The sequence below is a fragment of the Bradyrhizobium sp. GW821-FHT12B03 genome (assembly GCF_058807535.1).
On record NZ_JBXAQU010000002.1, the window covers coordinates 203,385 to 218,346 of the forward strand.

Below are 14,962 nucleotides of genomic sequence, written 5' to 3' on the forward strand. Positions count from 1 at the left end.
GACCTGAATGGATCGTCTCGTCGCCCTTGCCGTCAACCGGCGCTTCCTGATGGTGGGCATGTTCGTCGCCGTGCTGATCGGCGGCCTGATCGCCTTCAACCGGCTCAACATCGAGGCCTATCCCGATCCGACCCCGCCGATGGTCGACATCGTGACGCAGAGCCCGGGCCTGTCGGCCGAGGAAATCGAGCGTTACATCACGATCCCGATCGAGACCCAGGTCGCGGGTCTGAAGAACCTCACGACCATCCGCACCATCTCGCTCTACGGCCTCTCCGACATCAAGCTCCAGTTTTCCTTCGCCTACACCTATGACGAGGCGTTGCAGCAGGTCTTGAACCGCCTGGCGCAGCTCGCGCCGCTGCCCGGCAACGTGCAGCCGCAGATTTCACCGCTCAGTCCGATCGGCGAAATCTTCCGCTACCGCCTGGTCGGCCCGCCGAACTACAGCGTGCTCGACCTCAAGACCATCCAGGACTGGATTCTCCAGCGCCGCTTCCGCGCCGTGCCCGGCGTCATCGACGTCACCGGGTGGGGCGGCAAGAGCAAGACCTACGAGCTCCAGGTCGATTTCAACAAGCTGGTCGCCAACGGCCTGACGCTGCCGCAGCTGCTCCAGGCGGTCGGCAATGCGAACGTCAATGTCGGCGGCAACACCGTCAATATCGGCCAGCAATCGGCCGTGGTGCGCGGCGTCGGCCTGATCCGTTCCATCGACGACCTCGCCAACACCATGGTCTCGCAGACCAACGGCAATCCGGTGCTGGTCAAGGACGTCGCCACCGTCACCGTGGGGCAGAGGCCCCGTCTCGGCATCGCCGGTATCGACGATGCCGACGACATCGTGCAGGGCATCGTCCTGATGCGCCGCGGCGAGCAGAGCTCGCCGACCATCAAGCGCGTCCACCAGCTCGTTCAGACCATCAACGAGTCCAGCATCCTGCCGCCCGGCGTGCGCATCGAGCGCATCTACGACCGCGGCGACCTGATCGATCTCACCACCCACACCGTGCTGCACAACATGGTGATCGGCATCCTGCTGATCGTGCTGTTGCAGTGGATATTCCTCGGCGACCTCCGCAGCGCGCTGATCGTCGGCGCCACCATTCCGTTCGCGCTGTTCTTCGCGGTCATCATCCTGGTGCTGCGCGGCGAATCGGCCAACCTGCTGTCGGTCGGCGCGATCGACTTCGGCCTGATCGTCGATGCCACCGTCATCATGGTGGAAGCGATCTTCCGCCGCCTGACGCAGACGACACCGGTGTCCGAATCCGATCATATGTCGTCCGAGACGCTGTTCGGCATGAAGAGCCACGCCATCCTCAGCGCGGCGGCCGACGTGTCGCGCTCGATCTTCTTCGCCGCCGCCATCATCATCGCGGCCTTCCTGCCGCTGTTCACGCTCTCCGGTGTCGAAGGCAACATCTTCGGGCCGATGGCGCGCACCTATGCCTATGCGCTTGCCGGCGGCCTCCTTGCGACCTTTACCGTCACTCCGGCGCTGTCCGCGATCATCCTGCCCGCGCATGTCGAGGAGACCGAAACGAGGATCATGCTGATCCTGCACCGGATCTACATGCCTGTGCTGCGTTGGGCCGTGGCCAACCGCGGCATCATGCTCGGTGGTGCGGTCGGCCTCGTGCTGATGACGGTGGCGCTCAGCCGGCTGCTCGGCCTCGAATTCCTGCCCAAGCTGGAAGAGGGCAATCTCTGGATCCGCGCCACGCTGCCGCCGACCATCTCGCTCCAGGAAGGCAACAGCTACGTCAACGAGATGCGCAAGCTGATCCGGGCCCGGCCCGAGGTGGAATCCGTGGTGTCGCAGCACGGCCGCCCCGACGACGGCACCGACGCCGCGGGCTTCTTCAACGCCGAGTTCTTCGCGCCGCTGAAGCCCGCGAGCCAATGGCCGGGAACGCACGACAAGGAAGAGCTGACCGCGCAACTGCTCAAGCAGCTCGACGACCGCTTCCCCGGCGTCGAGTTCAACTTCTCGCAATATCTCCAGGACAACGTCTCAGAAGCCGTGTCCGGCGTGAAGGGCGAGAACTCGATCAAGCTCTATGGCAGCGATCTCCAGGCGCTCACCGACACCGCCAACAAGATCAAGCAGGTGCTGTCGACCGTGCAGGGCGTCACCGACCTTGCGGTGTTCACCTCGCTCGGGCAGCCGACCGTCCAGATCGACATCGACCGTGCCAAGGCCGCGCGCTACGGCCTTGCGCCGGGCGACATCAACGCCACCATCAAGGTCGCGATCGGCGGCGACACCGCGGGCGACCTCTACGAGCCGGGAAGCGACCGCCATTTCCCGATCATCGTCCGGCTTGCGCCGGAATACCGCAGAAGCGCGGAGGCGATCCAGAACCTGCGCATCGGCGCGCCCGGGCCGAACGGCACCGTCACGCAGATTCCGCTCAGCGAAGTTGCCACCATCAGCCTCGTCTCCGGCGCCGCCTATATCTATCGCGAGCAGCAGGAGCGCTATTTGCCGATCAAGTTCTCGGTGCGCGAGCGCGATCTCGGCAGCGCGATCCGCGAGGCGCAACAGAAGATCGCCGCTCAGGTGCAGCTGCCGCCGGGCTCGCACATGGATTGGGTCGGCGAGTTCGGCAACCTCCAGGATGCGATCCGGCGCCTGTCGATCGTGGTGCCGATCTCGCTGGCGCTGATCGGCGTCCTGCTCTGGTTCAATTTCGGCTCGATGACAGACACGCTGCTCGCGATGAGCGTGATCCCGATGGCGATCTTCGGCGGCGTGCTGGGCCTGCTGATTTCCGGCACCGCATTCAGCGTCTCCGCGGCGATCGGCTTCATCGCGCTGTTCGGCATCGCCGTGATGGACGGCATCATCATCCTGTCGCAGTTCAACCAGCTCATCGAGGAAGGCATGGACCGCATGAGTGCGGTGATCCGCACCGGCGAGCTTCAGCTTCGGCCCGTGCTGATGACGTGCGTCGTCGCCGGCGTCGGCCTGTTGCCCGCGGCGCTGTCCGAAGGCATCGGCTCGCAGGTGCAGAAGCCGCTCGCGGTCGTCGTCGTCACCGGCATGATGCTGGCGCCGGTCGTGATCCTGGTGACGCTGCCGGTGCTGATCTCCTTCTTCTCCCGCCGCGCGCGCTAATAGTCGTCTTTTTGAGCATGATCTTCCGGAAAACCGCTGCACGCTTTTCCGGATCAGGCTCCGTCACAACATCCGCTGCGCGATCCTGATCAGCATGGTGGTGCCGAGCCCGAGCAGCATCAGGCTCGCGAACCGGCTGCTCAACGACAGCATGCGTGGCGTCAGCCGCGAGCGCGCCGTTGCGACCATCGTGCTCAGCACCGTCCACCAGATCGCCGAGCCGACGAAGACGCCTGCGATCAGCGGCGGCGCCGCGGACTGCGTCGAGAAGGCATGCAGCGCCGCCAGGAACAGGATGACCGTGAGCGGATTGGTGAACCCGAGCGCAATGGCGCTGAGATAGGCGCGCGTCAGGCGGACCTTGTCGATCTCGTCCGTCTCTCGAAACGCGATGGAACCGCGATGCGTCCGCATCGCGAACCACAGCAGCGTCAGAGCAGAGACGATGCCGAAGCCTGCGGCATTCGCCTCGACCCACGGCTGCGCAAGCGAGCCGAGGCCCAGAACCGCAAAGGCGCTGTAGGCAAGATGCACGGTCGCAGCGCCGAAGCCGGTCGCGAGGCCGGTAGCCATGCCCGATGCCAATGTGCGCTGAATGCACAGCATGCCCATGGGCCCGATGGGAGCGGCGACGGTGAAACCAATTCCAATGCCGGAGAAAAGAGCGGCAAGATAATGCGATAAAGGCATGCGACCGCACGAACAGATGAAATCTGTGTTCGTGCGTAGCGGCGAAAATGAATCGTCGCCTCAGCCATACGGGTGAGAAGCGAACGAGAGCGCAAACACGTTCGTGTGAAACGATGCCGCGCTGTGCTCTCGCGACAACGGTGTGCTCTCGTTACAACGGTTCCACTGCGCGACATGGAAAGAAATCGCGTCCTGTTTGAACCTCATTGCATCTGTCGCGACTCAGAAGCCGTAAAGTCGCGCCGGATTGTCGACCAGGATCTTCTTGCGCACATCCGCATCCGGCGCCCACACCGGAAGCTGGTTGAGCAGACGACCATCGTCGATCTGGTAGAGCGGCGCGATGTCGGTGGCTTTGCGTCCCTCGACGCGGCTCGAATCCGGATGCGGCCAATCCGTGCCCCAGACGATGCGGTCCGGGTTCGCCGCGATCAGCGCGCGCGCGTAGGGAACCATGTCCTGATAATCAGGCGCGAGATTCGACGAGCGATAGGCGCCCGAGATCTTCACATAGGCCTTGCCGGATTTCACCAGTGCGACGAGATCGGAGAAGCCGGGTTGCTCCAGGCCCCGCGATGCCTCGAGCCCGCCGAAATGGTCGAATACGACGGGGACCGGCGCGTTTTCGACGAGGTCCTTGATGGCCGAGATCATGGCAAGCGTGGTGTAGAGCTGAACGTGCCAGCCGCGTGCCTTCATGCGCTCGACCGCGGCGGTGAAGCGCGGCCGGCCGACGTTGGGGTCGCTGACGCCGCCGGTCGCAAGATTGAGGCGCATGCCGCGGAAGCCGTCCTGCTGCATCGTATCGAGCTGCGCCTCGGTCGTCTTGTCGTCGATCACGGCAACCCCGCGCGCGTTTCCGCCACGCGCCTTCATGCCGAACAACGTCGAGGAATTGTCGGTGCCGTAGACGCTCGGCGTCACGATCACCACGCGCTCGATATGCAGCGCCTTGTGCAGCGCGGCCATTTCCTCGGGGCTCGCCGGCTCCGGCGTATAGACGCGTCCGGCGAAGAACGGAAACTTTTCGACGTCGCCGTGAATGTGCGTATGGCAGTCGCAGGCATGCGCCGGGACGTCGAAATTCACCGGCGTCGCGGGCTGCGCCGCGCGGGCGTGGGCTTTGCTGGTCATGGCTACTCCGGCGGCGAGAGAGGCAAGCAGAACGCTGCGTCGATTGAGCATGGTTTCTCCCCCTGATTTTGTTATTTGGCAGTGGTGCCGGGAGAGTATCACATCAGCCCGGCGACCGCTCCGCTTCGCTGCATAGCTGCTCGACAAGGTCCGCAAGGGGGCGCGAGCCGTCGACGCGCACGACCGGGCAGGGCAGGCCCGCGAGCCACGCTTCGTGCTTGGCAAGACTGCGGCCCTCGCGGTCGCCGGCTTCGTAATGCGAGGCCCAATCGACAAAAGATTCGGTCTCCTCGTGGCGCCAGCCACCTGGTGCGACGGCGTCAGCGCCAAAATGGGTGGCCTCGCGGGCGCGCAATCGTTCCATCCGGATTTCGCGCGGCGTGGTCACGTACACGACCAGATCGAACAAGGGAATAAGCTCGTCGCCCCAGCCGGTGACGGATCCGCTGAGCACCCAATCCAGCCGCGGCAGGAACAGCTCGCGCATCAGGCGCAGTCGATCTGCGGCAGGGCGCGTCGTCTGGTAGGGCGGTGCGGTCGGCAGCCAGAAATAGTCGTCGCTGTCGTGATGCGGCAGCGCGAGCCGGCCCGCGAGCGCGCGGCCGAGCGTGGTCACGCCGGAGCCCGAAGCTCCCATCAGATGGATGCGGCGGCTTTTCATATTCTCTTCCTGAGACTGCCCGAGTCGGTTTGGCGGTCGATGGCGATCACAACGTTCAGGGCCGGGATCGCGGGGCGCTCCCTTACGCGGCGCGGCGGCGCTTTGACATCCGTCCGCCTGTCGCGGGTTGGGCCGACAATGTCAGGCCCAACGCTCCGACAATGCGCATGACCGTGCCGAACTCGGGATTTCCGGTCTCACCGAGGGTCTTGTAAAGGCTCTCGCGGTTCAAGCCGGCTCTCTTCGCGATCGCGCTCATGCCGCGCGCACGCGCGACAAGGCCAAGGGCGTCACGCACGAAATCGGCATCGCCGGTCTCTAGTGCGGCCGCAATATAGGCGGCCTGACGTTCTTCTGTATTGAGATAGTCGGTGGCGTCGAAGCGCGTCGTCTTGGATACCGTTTTGGTCGTCGTTTTTGCTGCCTTTGGCATCACAATGTCTCCGCTAGTTGCTGGGCTAGCTTGATGTCTTGTCGCTGCGTGCGCTTGTCTCCGCCACATAGCAGGATCACGATCTGCGCTCCGCGCTGCACGCGGTGCGTCGGGACCGCGGGCGATGCAGGGAGCTTGGAGGCGATTTGTCGCGGACGGCTACTGCCCCGACGGCGTGCGCAGGCCGTGCCAGGCGTCGCGGACCTGCTGGTAGTGCACTTCGGGCAGATAGTCCGGGGTGTTCAGGCTCAAGGTCTTGACGTCGAGATGGCCGACGGCGCTGAGCAGCGTGTAGGAGGCGATCACGCGGTCGCGCAGTGCGCCGATCAGGCGGGCCTTGGCCTGGATCAGATCGGCCTGCGAGTTCAACACGTCCACCGTCGTGCGCTGTCCGCCGGCGGCCTCGCGTTGCACGCCCTGGAGCGCGACGGTTGCCGCCTTGACTTCGGACTCCGAGGCCGAGACCGTGATCTTGGCGCCTTCATTGGCAACCCAGGCGCTGACTGCCGCGGTGCGGGCCTGATTGCGCACCTGGTCGAGCACGAGCCGGCTCTGCGCCGTGATTTCCTTGGCCTGTCGGGTCTGCGCGGCGGCCTGGCCGCCGTCATAGATCGGGGCGGTGACGTTGGCGACGATCGAGGCCTGGTCCTCGGCGCGGGTGCCGAGCGTCAGGTCGCTGTCACGGCTGCGGCTCGCGCTGCCCTGGATGCTGGCGCTGGGCAGCAGCGCGCCTTCGGCGACGCGGATGTTGGTGGAGGCGACATCGACGTCGAAGCTTGCAGCCATCACCGCCGGATGCTGGCGGATCGCCATCGTCATCGCATCTTCGCGGCTCTTCGGCAGATAGCGGTCGACGACCTCGGCGGGGCGAAGCTGCGACGGCGCATTGCCGATCACCTGCGCGTAGATCGCCTGGCTCACCGCCAGCGCGACTTCGGCGGCGTTAAGATCGGCAAGGCCGCGGTTGAGACGGGCTTCGGCCTGGGCGCTGTCGGTCGGCGTGACGTCGCCGGCGTTGAGGCGGCGCTGGGTGACGGACAGCGTCTCGCGCAGGAAGGCGACGTTGGAGCGCTGCGCCTCGACCAGCGACTGGTTCGCCAGCACGTTGGTGTAAGCGGTGACCGCGTCGAGCAGCACGCCCTGGCCGACATTGCGCAGCGCCTCGCGGCCGGACTGGACCTGGAGTTCGGCGGCGCGCACGCTGTTGGCGGTGCGGAACCCGTTGAACAGGGTCTGCGTCACGGTGACGCCGATGACCCACGGCTTCAGGTTGGCGGTCTGGATGGTGTTATCAGGCAAAAGGTTGCGCACCGATTGCAGGCCGGCGCTGAGGCTCGCCACGATCTGCGGCCGGTAGCCGGCCAGCGCCTGCGGCACGTTCTCGTCGGTCGCGCGCTGCCGTGCGCGCTCGGCATTGAGCTGCGGATTGGTCTGGTAAGCCTTGGCGAGCGCCTCCGGCATGGCTTCGGCCCATGCAGCGGAGGGTAGGGCGCAACACAGCGCCAGCGTGGTCCATGTCGCAAGCACAGGACCCACGCCCGATCGATGTCGCGTCATCACGCGACCAGCTCTGGCGGCACGCCCAATCATGTAATCCCGCTAAACCCCGGCTGTCCGCCCCCGCCGACGGTGGCCTCTTAGCTGTTTAACCAGCCGGGGTCCCGCAGGCAAACTGCCGCGGGCAAAACCCCCATGTATTCCGTGCTTGTTGCAGGCGCGTCACAGGGGTTCTGCCGGGAAGCGGCGGAGCCTTACACCAGCCTTACCGTTCGCCGGCGCTACCGGTTCTTGTTCACCGGCTTGCGCTTCTCGATGAACGCCGCCATGCCCTCGGAGCGGTCTTCGAGCGCGAAGGTGGAGTGGAACAGGTTGCGCTCGACGCTCATGCCCTCGGCGAGCGTGGTCTCGAAGGCGCGGTTCACCGCCTCCTTGGCCATGGCGACGGCGGGCCGCGACATCGACGCGATCTTCTCCGCCGCCGCCATCACCTCGTCCATGAGCTTGTCGGCGGGTACAAGGCGGCTGACGAGACCGGAGCGCTCGGCTTCCGCCGCGTCCATCATGCGGCCGGTGAGGCAGAGGTCCATCGCCTTGGACTTGCCGATCGCGCGGGTCAGGCGCTGGGTGCCGCCGATGCCGGGAATGGTGCCGAGCGTGATCTCGGGCTGGCCGAACTTGGCGGTGTCGGCGGCGATGATGAAATCGCACATCATGGCGAGCTCGCAGCCGCCGCCGAGCGCGTAGCCCGCGACCGCGGCGATGGTCGGCTTGCGGCAGCGCGCGATGCGGTCGCCGCCGATCGCGGCGAAATCCTCGGAGAACATGTCGATGAAGCCCTTCGGCTGCATCTCCTTGATGTCGGCGCCGGCGGCAAAGGCCTTCTCGCTGCCGGTCACGACGATGCAGCCGATGGTGTCATCGCCCTCGAGATCATCGACGGCGGCCGCGATCTCGCGGAAGACGCCGAAGGAGAGCGCATTGAGCATCTTCGGCCGGTTCAGCTTGATGATGCCGACCGCACCGATGCTTTCGACGATGATGTGTTCGAACGTGCTCATGCTCCACCCACGCTTTTGATTGAGCAGGCAATGTGCCTGCTGGCGCGGTGGGCTTCAAGGGGCCAAGAGCCACCGGAACGCGCGGCATTCCGCGCGTTTCGGGCGAACTCCGTCGGGCCAAAGAACTGGCCAAGAAACTGGCCGTGAAATCAGGCCAGGAAATCAGGCCATGAACATCCGCGCGGCGGAGGCCAGCGTCAGCAAGGTGCCGACGGCGATGAAGATCTTGCCGATCAGGGAGCTCTGGTCCCAGGCCGAGCTCTGCTGGCTGCTGGCCATCACCGGCGCGGGCCGCGGCTGCGCGTCGGTCGCGGCAATCACCGCTTTCTGCGCCGGCGGCGTGTCCTGTTGCAGGGCGCGGTCGAGATCGTTGAGCTGGTCGGGCGCCACCACCTGGCTCTCGGCGTTCGGGGCGGCGGTATTGTCGGCCGCTGCCTGGACGTTGTCGTTGGCGCGGTCCGTCATCGCGGAGGCCGCAGCCGCGGGCGGCGTGTCTGCGGCGGCGAGCTGCGCATGGGCGTTGGCGACCTCCGGCGGTATCTGGTTCGAGGCCGGCACGTTGCCATCGGTCTTGTTGTCGGCTTTGGCCTCGTCGGTCTTTGCCGCCGCGTCCGTCTTGCCGGCCTTGTCGTCGGAGGGCTTCTGCGCCGTCTTGCTGCTGGTGCGGCGAGCCGAGTGGCGCCGGTGCTTGCTCGGCTGGACCGCATCGGCCTGTTTGCTTGCGCTGTCCGACTTGCTGCTCGCAGCCGAACTCGGCGCCGCCTGTGCAGCACCTCCGAACAGCACGAAAAGCCCGGCCAGAACAATCAGGGCAGCGCGCCCGCTGGCTTTCATCATGTTGACGATCTCCCCAATCCACCCATCCCGGGATCGAACAGAGACGCCGCGGCGTGACGACAGCGGGGCAGAATATGGGAATCTTCGGGCTACACGGGGCAAAAACGGGGCAAGCCACCCCTTCGCAGCCCCCGCCGGATGCGGACGGGACCGATCGGTGTTATGAGCCGTCGCGGATTTCCACGGCCGCGTGGACAGCCGGTGGACCAAAGATCACGAATTCGTGATCGCGGGGCGCCGGCGTAACAAATTGAAAGTGCGGCCGAATTGCATGGTGAGGGCGCGCGTGCGCGGACGTGAGGACGAATGGACCGGCCTGATGCGGTCGGCCATGGCAGGCGATGATGCGGCGTATCATCGCCTGTTGAAGGCGGTCACGCCGGTGCTGCGCGCTGCCGCGAGGCGGGGTCTGGCGCGGGCCGGGCAGCCTCCTGATCAGGCCGAGGATATCGTGCAGGAAATTCTGTTGGCGGTGCATCTGAAGCGGCATACCTGGGACAGCGAAGCTCCCTTCGCACCCTGGCTGTTTGCGATCGCCCGCAACAAGCTGATCGATGCGCTGCGGCGGCGCGGCCGGCGGATCTTCGTCAACATCGACGATTTCGCCGAAACGTTGCCGGGCGAAGTGCAGGAGGAGACGGCTTCGGCGGGCGAGGTCGCAACGCAGCTCAATACCCTGCCGCAGCGTCAGCGCGATGTGTTGCAGTCGATCGCGGTCGAGAGCGCGTCGATCAAGGACACGGCGACGAGATTTTCGATGAGCGAGGGCGCAGTGCGGGTCGCACTGCATCGCGGACTTGCGGCTTTGACTGCCAAACTGCGGGACCACTAGTCATGGACACCGACCAACTCATTCGCTCGCTCGCCGCCGACAACTCCCATCGCGCCCCGCGCGTCGGCGCCACGCTGACCATGGCGCTGCTGGTGGCCGCGCCGCTGTCGATCCTGATCTTCGCGACGTTCCTCGGCGTGCGGTCCGACGTGATGAGCGCGATGCACAACCCGTTCTTCGACATGAAGTTCGCGGTGACGCTGTCGCTCGCGATCCCCGCGATCATCGTCAGCCTGCACCTGTCGCGGCCCGAAGCCCTGCTGCGCGGCTGGGGCTGGCTGCTGCTGCTACCCGTCGGTCTTCTTGCGGTCGCGATCGGCGGCGAGACGATGATGGCGCCGGCCATGCCGGTGACGATGCGGCTGATGGGCAAGAACTCCAGGGTTTGCCTGCTGGCGATCCCCGCGATGTCGCTGCCGCTGCTGGCGGGGGCGCTGTTCGGCCTGCGTCATGGCGCGCCATCGCACCCCGCGCTCGCCGGCGCGCTCGCCGGCCTGGTGTCCGCCGGGCTTGCCGCGACGCTCTACGCCTCGCACTGTACCGACGACTCGCCGCTGTTCGTCGCGACCTGGTACACGCTCGCGACCGCGTTGGTGGCTGCGATCGGGGCGCTCGTGGGCTCGAAAGTCTTGCGCTACTGACGTCCTGTGCGACTGGAGGCGTTCCGCGCAAATTGACGTCGCGTCATATGGTCGCGACGCTCCGCTTTCGATCTGTCCGATCGCATCGGCATTCATGAATGTCAGAGATAAGTTCATGCCATTGTGAAGGGCTAATCCCGTTCGCGGCTAGAAACTAACTTCGGTTGGACGACTTCTATCCGGAGCGTCGATGGACGCTGCTGTAGCGAGGGATATGCCCAACCATGCGAAAACCCAGCGCATTCGAGATGTCGCGGCGGAACCTTCTGATCGGAACCGCCACGTCGGTCGCGGTCGGCGCCGCGTCACGCGCCGCTGAGGCTCAGAATCCTGCCGCGCAGCCTCTGACGGCTGCAACTGCGGCGGAAGCGCCCGCGATGGCGACGGTGTCCTTCAACGTCAATGGCGAGGTCCGTGCCTTGAAGCTGGACACCCGCACGACGTTGCTGGACGCGCTGCGCGAACATCTCCATCTCACCGGCACCAAGAAGGGCTGCGATCACGGTCAGTGCGGCGCCTGCACCGTGATCGTCGGCGGGCAGCGCATCAATTCCTGCCTGACGCTCGCGATCATGCATGAGGGCGACAGCGTCACCACGATCGAGGGGCTCGGTACGCCGGAGCGCATGCATCCGATGCAGACCGCCTTCGTCAAGCATGATGGATTCCAGTGCGGCTATTGCACGCCGGGACAGATCTGCTCGGCGGTGGCCGTGCTCGACGAGATCAAGGCCGGCATTCCGAGTCACGTCACGGGCGATCTGAATGTCGCGCCCGAATTGACCAACGCCGAACTGCGCGAGCGCATGAGCGGCAACATCTGTCGCTGCGGCGCCTATTCCAACATCGCCGAGGCCATCACCGAGGTGGCCGGGAGGCCCGCATGAAGTCCTTTACCTACGAGAAGGCGGCTTCGCCCGCGACAGCGGCTTCAGCGGCCGTCAAGAGCAGCAACGCGAAATTCATCGCCGGCGGCACCAATCTGCTCGACCTGATGAAGCTTGAAATCGAGACGCCGTCCCATCTGATCGACGTCAATGGCCTCGGCTTCGACAAGATCGAAGCAACGCCCGAGGGCGGCTTGCGCATCGGCGCGCTCGTGCGCAACACGGCCTTGGCTGCGGACGAGCGGGTGCGGCGTGATTACGGCCTGCTGTCGCGCGCGCTGCTCGCCGGCGCCTCCGGGCAATTGCGCAACAAGGCGACCACCGCCGGTAATTTGCTGCAACGGACGCGCTGCCCGTATTTCTACGACACCAACCAGCCCTGCAACAAGCGCAAGCCCGGCAGCGGCTGCGCGGCCATCGGCGGCATAAGCCGCCAGCATGCGGTGATCGGCTCCAGCGAGGCCTGTATCGCAACTCACCCGAGCGACATGGCGATCGCGATGCGTGCGCTCGATGCGACCGTGCAGACGGTTCGTCCCGATGGCACGACCCGAAACGTCCCGATCGCCGATCTGCACCGTCTGCCCGGAGACACCCCGCATCTCGAGACGACGCTCGCGGCCGGCGAATTGATCACCTCCGTGACGCTTCCGAAGCCCGTTGGCGGAACCCATGTCTACCGTAAAGTGCGTGACCGCGCCTCCTATGCGTTCGCATTGGTCTCGGTCGGGGCAATCGTCCAGCGCGACGGAACGGGAAGGGTCGCCGTTGGAGGCATCGCGCACATGCCTTGGCGGGTCGAGGCGGCCGAAGCCGAGATGCCGCGCGGCGCCAAGGCCGTTGCCGCACGCCTGCTCGACGGCGCGAAGCCGACCCGGGACAACGCATTCAAGCTGGCGTTGGTCGAGCGCACGCTCGCTGCCGTGCTCACCGAAGCGAAGGGTTGAGCCATGAAGTTCGATACGCCCGCAACGACCAATCCGATCGACCAGCTCAAGATCATCGGCCACGCGACCAGCCGGATCGACGGCCCTCTCAAGACGACGGGGAGGGCGACCTACGCCTATGAATGGCACGACCTCGCCACGCGCCCTGCCTATGGCTACATCGTCGGTTCTGCCATCGCCAAGGGCCGGATCGCATCGATCGATCTGTCGCGCGCCAAGGCCGCGCCGGGCGTGATCTCGATCGTCACAGCCGAGACGGCCGGCAAGCTCGGCAAGGGCAATTACAATACGGCGAAGCTGCTCGGCGGCCCCGAGATCGACCACTACCACCAGGCGGTCGCGGTCGTCGTTGCCGAAACCTTCGAACAGGCCCGCGCTGCGGCCCAGCTGGTCCAGGTCGAATACAGCGCGGCGAAGGGCTCGTTCGACCTGGCAGCCGGACGGGACGGCGCCGCAAAGCCTCCCGGTCGCGGTGACAACCAGCCGGACACGAATGTCGGCGATTTTGCCGGTGCCTTCGCGGCCGCACCGGTGCAGCTCGATGCGACCTACACTACGCCGGACCAGGCCCATGCCATGATGGAGCCGCATGCGTCGATGGCGGCGTGGGATGGCGACAAGCTCACGCTCTGGACCTCCAACCAGATGATTGCCTGGACGACCGGCGACGTCGCCAAGACGCTCGGTCTGCCCAAGGAAAACGTTCGCCTGATTTCACCCTTCATCGGAGGGGGCTTTGGCGGAAAGCTGTTTCTCCGTTCGGACGCGGTGCTTGCGGCATTGGGCGCGCGCGCCGCCAACCGTCCGGTCAAGGTCGCCATGCAGCGGCCCCTGATGTTCAACAACACGACGCATCGCCCGGCGACGATCCAGCGGATTCGCATCGGCGCCAACAGGGACGGCAAGATCACCGCGATCGGACACGAAAGCTGGTCGGGCAATCTGCCGGAAGGCAGGCCGGAGACGGCGGTCCAGCAGACCCGCCTGCTCTATGCCGGAGAGAACCGGATGACGGCGTTGCGTCTGGCCATGCTGGACCTTCCCGAGGGCAACGCCATGCGCGCGCCCGGTGAGGCGCCCGGCATGATGGCGCTGGAAATCGCCATGGACGAGATGGCGGAGCGGCTGAATCTCGATCCCATCGAATTCCGCGCGCGCAACGACACCCAGGTCGATCCCGAACATCCGACCCGTCCTTTCTCGCAGCGGCAGCTCATCGCGTGCATGAAGACCGGCGCGGAACGCTTCGGATGGAGTGCGCGACATGCCGAGCCCGGCAAGCGGCGGGAAGGCCGCTGGCTGGTGGGCATGGGCATGGCGGCGGCGTTCCGCAACAACCTCCTGATGAAGTCGGGCGCGCGCGTTCGTCTCGATCGAAGCGGGACCGTGACCGTCGAGACCGACATGACCGACATCGGAACGGGCAGCTACACCATCATCGCCCAGACCGCGGCGGAGATGATGGGACTGCCGCTCGAAAGGGTCGTGGTCCGTCTCGGCGATTCCAGCTTCCCCGTATCCGCCGGCTCCGGTGGGCAGTTCGGCGCGAACAATTCGACCTCAGGCGTCTATGCTGCCTGCGTCAAGCTGCGCGAGGCGGTGGCGCAGAAGCTCGGCTTCAACTCCGCAGAGGTCGCGTTTTCGGACGGACAGGTGTCCTCGGGCAACCGCAGCGTCCCGCTGGGACAGGCGGCATCGGACCGCGAGCTCACGGCGGAGGATTCGATCGAGTATGGCGATCTCGCCAAGACGCATCAGCAATCGACGTTCGGCGCCCATTTCGTCGAGCTCGGCGTCGACGTGGCGACGGCCGAGATCCGTGTCCGCCGCATGCTCGCCGTCTGTGCCGCAGGCCGGGTCCTCAACCCGACGACCGCGCGCAGCCAGGTGATCGGCGCCATGACGATGGGCGTCGGTGCGGCGCTGATGGAGGAGCTGGCGGTGGACAAGCGCACCGGCTTCTTCGTCAACCATGATCTTGCCGGCTACGAGGTTCCGGTTCATGCCGACATTCCGCACCAGGATACGATCTTCCTGGACGAGACGGACCCGATGTCGTCGCCGATGAAGGCCAAGGGGATCGGCGAGCTCGGTCTATGCGGCGTCGCCGCGGCGCTCGCCAACGCCATCTACAACGCGACCGGCATACGGGTGCGCGACTACCCGATCACGCTCGACAAGCTGTTGCACCGCATGCCCGACGCCTGACGGCGGCGGC

The 14,962-nt window shown here is 65.8% G+C and carries 13 protein-coding genes; 6 read left to right on the top strand and 7 right to left on the bottom strand.

Annotated features, from left to right (window positions below; translation table 11 throughout):
- The first annotated feature begins 7 nt into the window (after window positions 1–7).
- Window positions 8–3,124: an efflux RND transporter permease subunit gene (locus AC1RUR_RS05000; protein ID WP_492841932.1), complete on the top strand. Its 3,117-nt coding sequence runs from the start codon at window positions 8–10 to the stop codon at window positions 3,122–3,124.
- A gap of 63 nt (window positions 3,125–3,187) precedes the next feature.
- Here AC1RUR_RS05000 and AC1RUR_RS05005 read toward each other — a convergent pair whose 3' ends face one another.
- The 7 genes from AC1RUR_RS05005 to AC1RUR_RS05035 form a co-directional block, all read right to left on the bottom strand.
- A complete protein-coding gene (locus AC1RUR_RS05005; RefSeq protein ID WP_492841934.1) occupies window positions 3,188–3,814 on the bottom strand; it encodes a LysE family translocator in 627 nt (208 codons plus the stop codon).
- A 222-nt stretch (window positions 3,815–4,036) separates the two neighbouring features.
- A complete protein-coding gene (locus AC1RUR_RS05010) occupies window positions 4,037–4,999 on the bottom strand; it encodes an amidohydrolase family protein (RefSeq protein WP_492841936.1) in 963 nt (320 codons plus the stop codon).
- Window positions 5,000–5,051: 52 nt separating this feature from the next.
- Window positions 5,052–5,609 (bottom strand): P-loop NTPase family protein, encoded by a 558-nt coding sequence (locus AC1RUR_RS05015; protein ID WP_492841938.1) that lies wholly within the window; start codon window positions 5,607–5,609, stop codon window positions 5,052–5,054.
- Between the two features lie 82 nt (window positions 5,610–5,691).
- The gene (locus AC1RUR_RS05020; protein ID WP_492841940.1) at window positions 5,692–6,042 is read right to left on the bottom strand and encodes an addiction module antidote protein; all 351 of its coding nucleotides are present in this window, start codon (window positions 6,040–6,042) and stop codon (window positions 5,692–5,694) included.
- Window positions 6,043–6,201: 159 nt separating this feature from the next.
- Window positions 6,202–7,632, bottom strand: coding sequence for a TolC family outer membrane protein (locus AC1RUR_RS05025; protein ID WP_492841942.1), 1,431 nt, complete (start codon window positions 7,630–7,632; stop codon window positions 6,202–6,204).
- 188 nt (window positions 7,633–7,820) lie between these two features.
- Window positions 7,821–8,600, bottom strand: a complete 780-nt coding sequence (locus AC1RUR_RS05030; RefSeq protein ID WP_492841944.1) for an enoyl-CoA hydratase — start codon at window positions 8,598–8,600, stop codon at window positions 7,821–7,823.
- 162 nt (window positions 8,601–8,762) lie between these two features.
- Window positions 8,763–9,437 carry a hypothetical protein gene (locus AC1RUR_RS05035; RefSeq protein ID WP_492841946.1) on the bottom strand — a complete coding sequence of 225 codons (675 nt, stop codon included), beginning with the start codon at window positions 9,435–9,437 and terminating at the stop codon, window positions 8,763–8,765.
- A gap of 286 nt (window positions 9,438–9,723) precedes the next feature.
- Here AC1RUR_RS05035 and AC1RUR_RS05040 point away from each other — a divergent pair, with 286 nt between their 5' ends.
- The 5 genes from AC1RUR_RS05040 (at window position 9,724) to paoC (ending at window position 14,952) form a co-directional block, all read left to right on the top strand.
- Complete coding sequence (locus AC1RUR_RS05040; protein WP_492841947.1) at window positions 9,724–10,269, top strand: sigma-70 family RNA polymerase sigma factor; 546 nt, start codon at window positions 9,724–9,726, stop codon at window positions 10,267–10,269.
- Window positions 10,270–10,271: 2 nt separating this feature from the next.
- A complete protein-coding gene (locus AC1RUR_RS05045; protein WP_492841949.1) occupies window positions 10,272–10,910 on the top strand; it encodes an NrsF family protein in 639 nt (212 codons plus the stop codon).
- Between the two features lie 224 nt (window positions 10,911–11,134).
- Complete coding sequence (gene paoA / locus AC1RUR_RS05050) at window positions 11,135–11,797, top strand: aldehyde dehydrogenase iron-sulfur subunit PaoA (RefSeq protein ID WP_492841951.1); 663 nt, start codon at window positions 11,135–11,137, stop codon at window positions 11,795–11,797.
- Window positions 11,794–12,744 carry an FAD binding domain-containing protein gene (locus tag AC1RUR_RS05055; RefSeq protein WP_492841953.1) on the top strand — a complete coding sequence of 317 codons (951 nt, stop codon included), beginning with the start codon at window positions 11,794–11,796 and terminating at the stop codon, window positions 12,742–12,744. Before paoA ends, AC1RUR_RS05055 begins: the two co-directional genes overlap by 4 nt.
- Window positions 12,745–12,747: 3 nt before the next feature.
- Window positions 12,748–14,952, top strand: coding sequence for an aldehyde oxidoreductase molybdenum-binding subunit PaoC (paoC, locus tag AC1RUR_RS05060; protein WP_492841955.1), 2,205 nt, complete (start codon window positions 12,748–12,750; stop codon window positions 14,950–14,952).
- The last annotated feature ends 10 nt before the right edge of the window (window positions 14,953–14,962 follow it).

Bases quoted from the DNA above. Each gene is read 5' to 3' on its own strand.
- AC1RUR_RS05000 (WP_492841932.1), top strand. From the start codon at position 8: ATGGATCGTCTCGTCGCCCTTGCCGTCAACCGGCGCTTCCTGATGGTG.
- AC1RUR_RS05005 (WP_492841934.1), bottom strand. From the start codon at position 3,814: ATGCCTTTATCGCATTATCTTGCCGCTCTTTTCTCCGGCATTGGAATT.
- AC1RUR_RS05010 (WP_492841936.1), bottom strand. From the start codon at position 4,999: ATGCTCAATCGACGCAGCGTTCTGCTTGCCTCTCTCGCCGCCGGAGTA.
- AC1RUR_RS05015 (WP_492841938.1), bottom strand. From the start codon at position 5,609: ATGAAAAGCCGCCGCATCCATCTGATGGGAGCTTCGGGCTCCGGCGTG.
- AC1RUR_RS05020 (WP_492841940.1), bottom strand. From the start codon at position 6,042: ATGCCAAAGGCAGCAAAAACGACGACCAAAACGGTATCCAAGACGACG.
- AC1RUR_RS05025 (WP_492841942.1), bottom strand. From the start codon at position 7,632: ATGATTGGGCGTGCCGCCAGAGCTGGTCGCGTGATGACGCGACATCGA.
- AC1RUR_RS05030 (WP_492841944.1), bottom strand. From the start codon at position 8,600: ATGAGCACGTTCGAACACATCATCGTCGAAAGCATCGGTGCGGTCGGC.
- AC1RUR_RS05035 (WP_492841946.1), bottom strand. From the start codon at position 9,437: ATGATGAAAGCCAGCGGGCGCGCTGCCCTGATTGTTCTGGCCGGGCTT.
- AC1RUR_RS05045 (WP_492841949.1), top strand. From the start codon at position 10,272: ATGGACACCGACCAACTCATTCGCTCGCTCGCCGCCGACAACTCCCAT.
- paoA (WP_492841951.1), top strand. From the start codon at position 11,135: ATGCGAAAACCCAGCGCATTCGAGATGTCGCGGCGGAACCTTCTGATC.
- AC1RUR_RS05055 (WP_492841953.1), top strand. From the start codon at position 11,794: ATGAAGTCCTTTACCTACGAGAAGGCGGCTTCGCCCGCGACAGCGGCT.
- paoC (WP_492841955.1), top strand. From the start codon at position 12,748: ATGAAGTTCGATACGCCCGCAACGACCAATCCGATCGACCAGCTCAAG.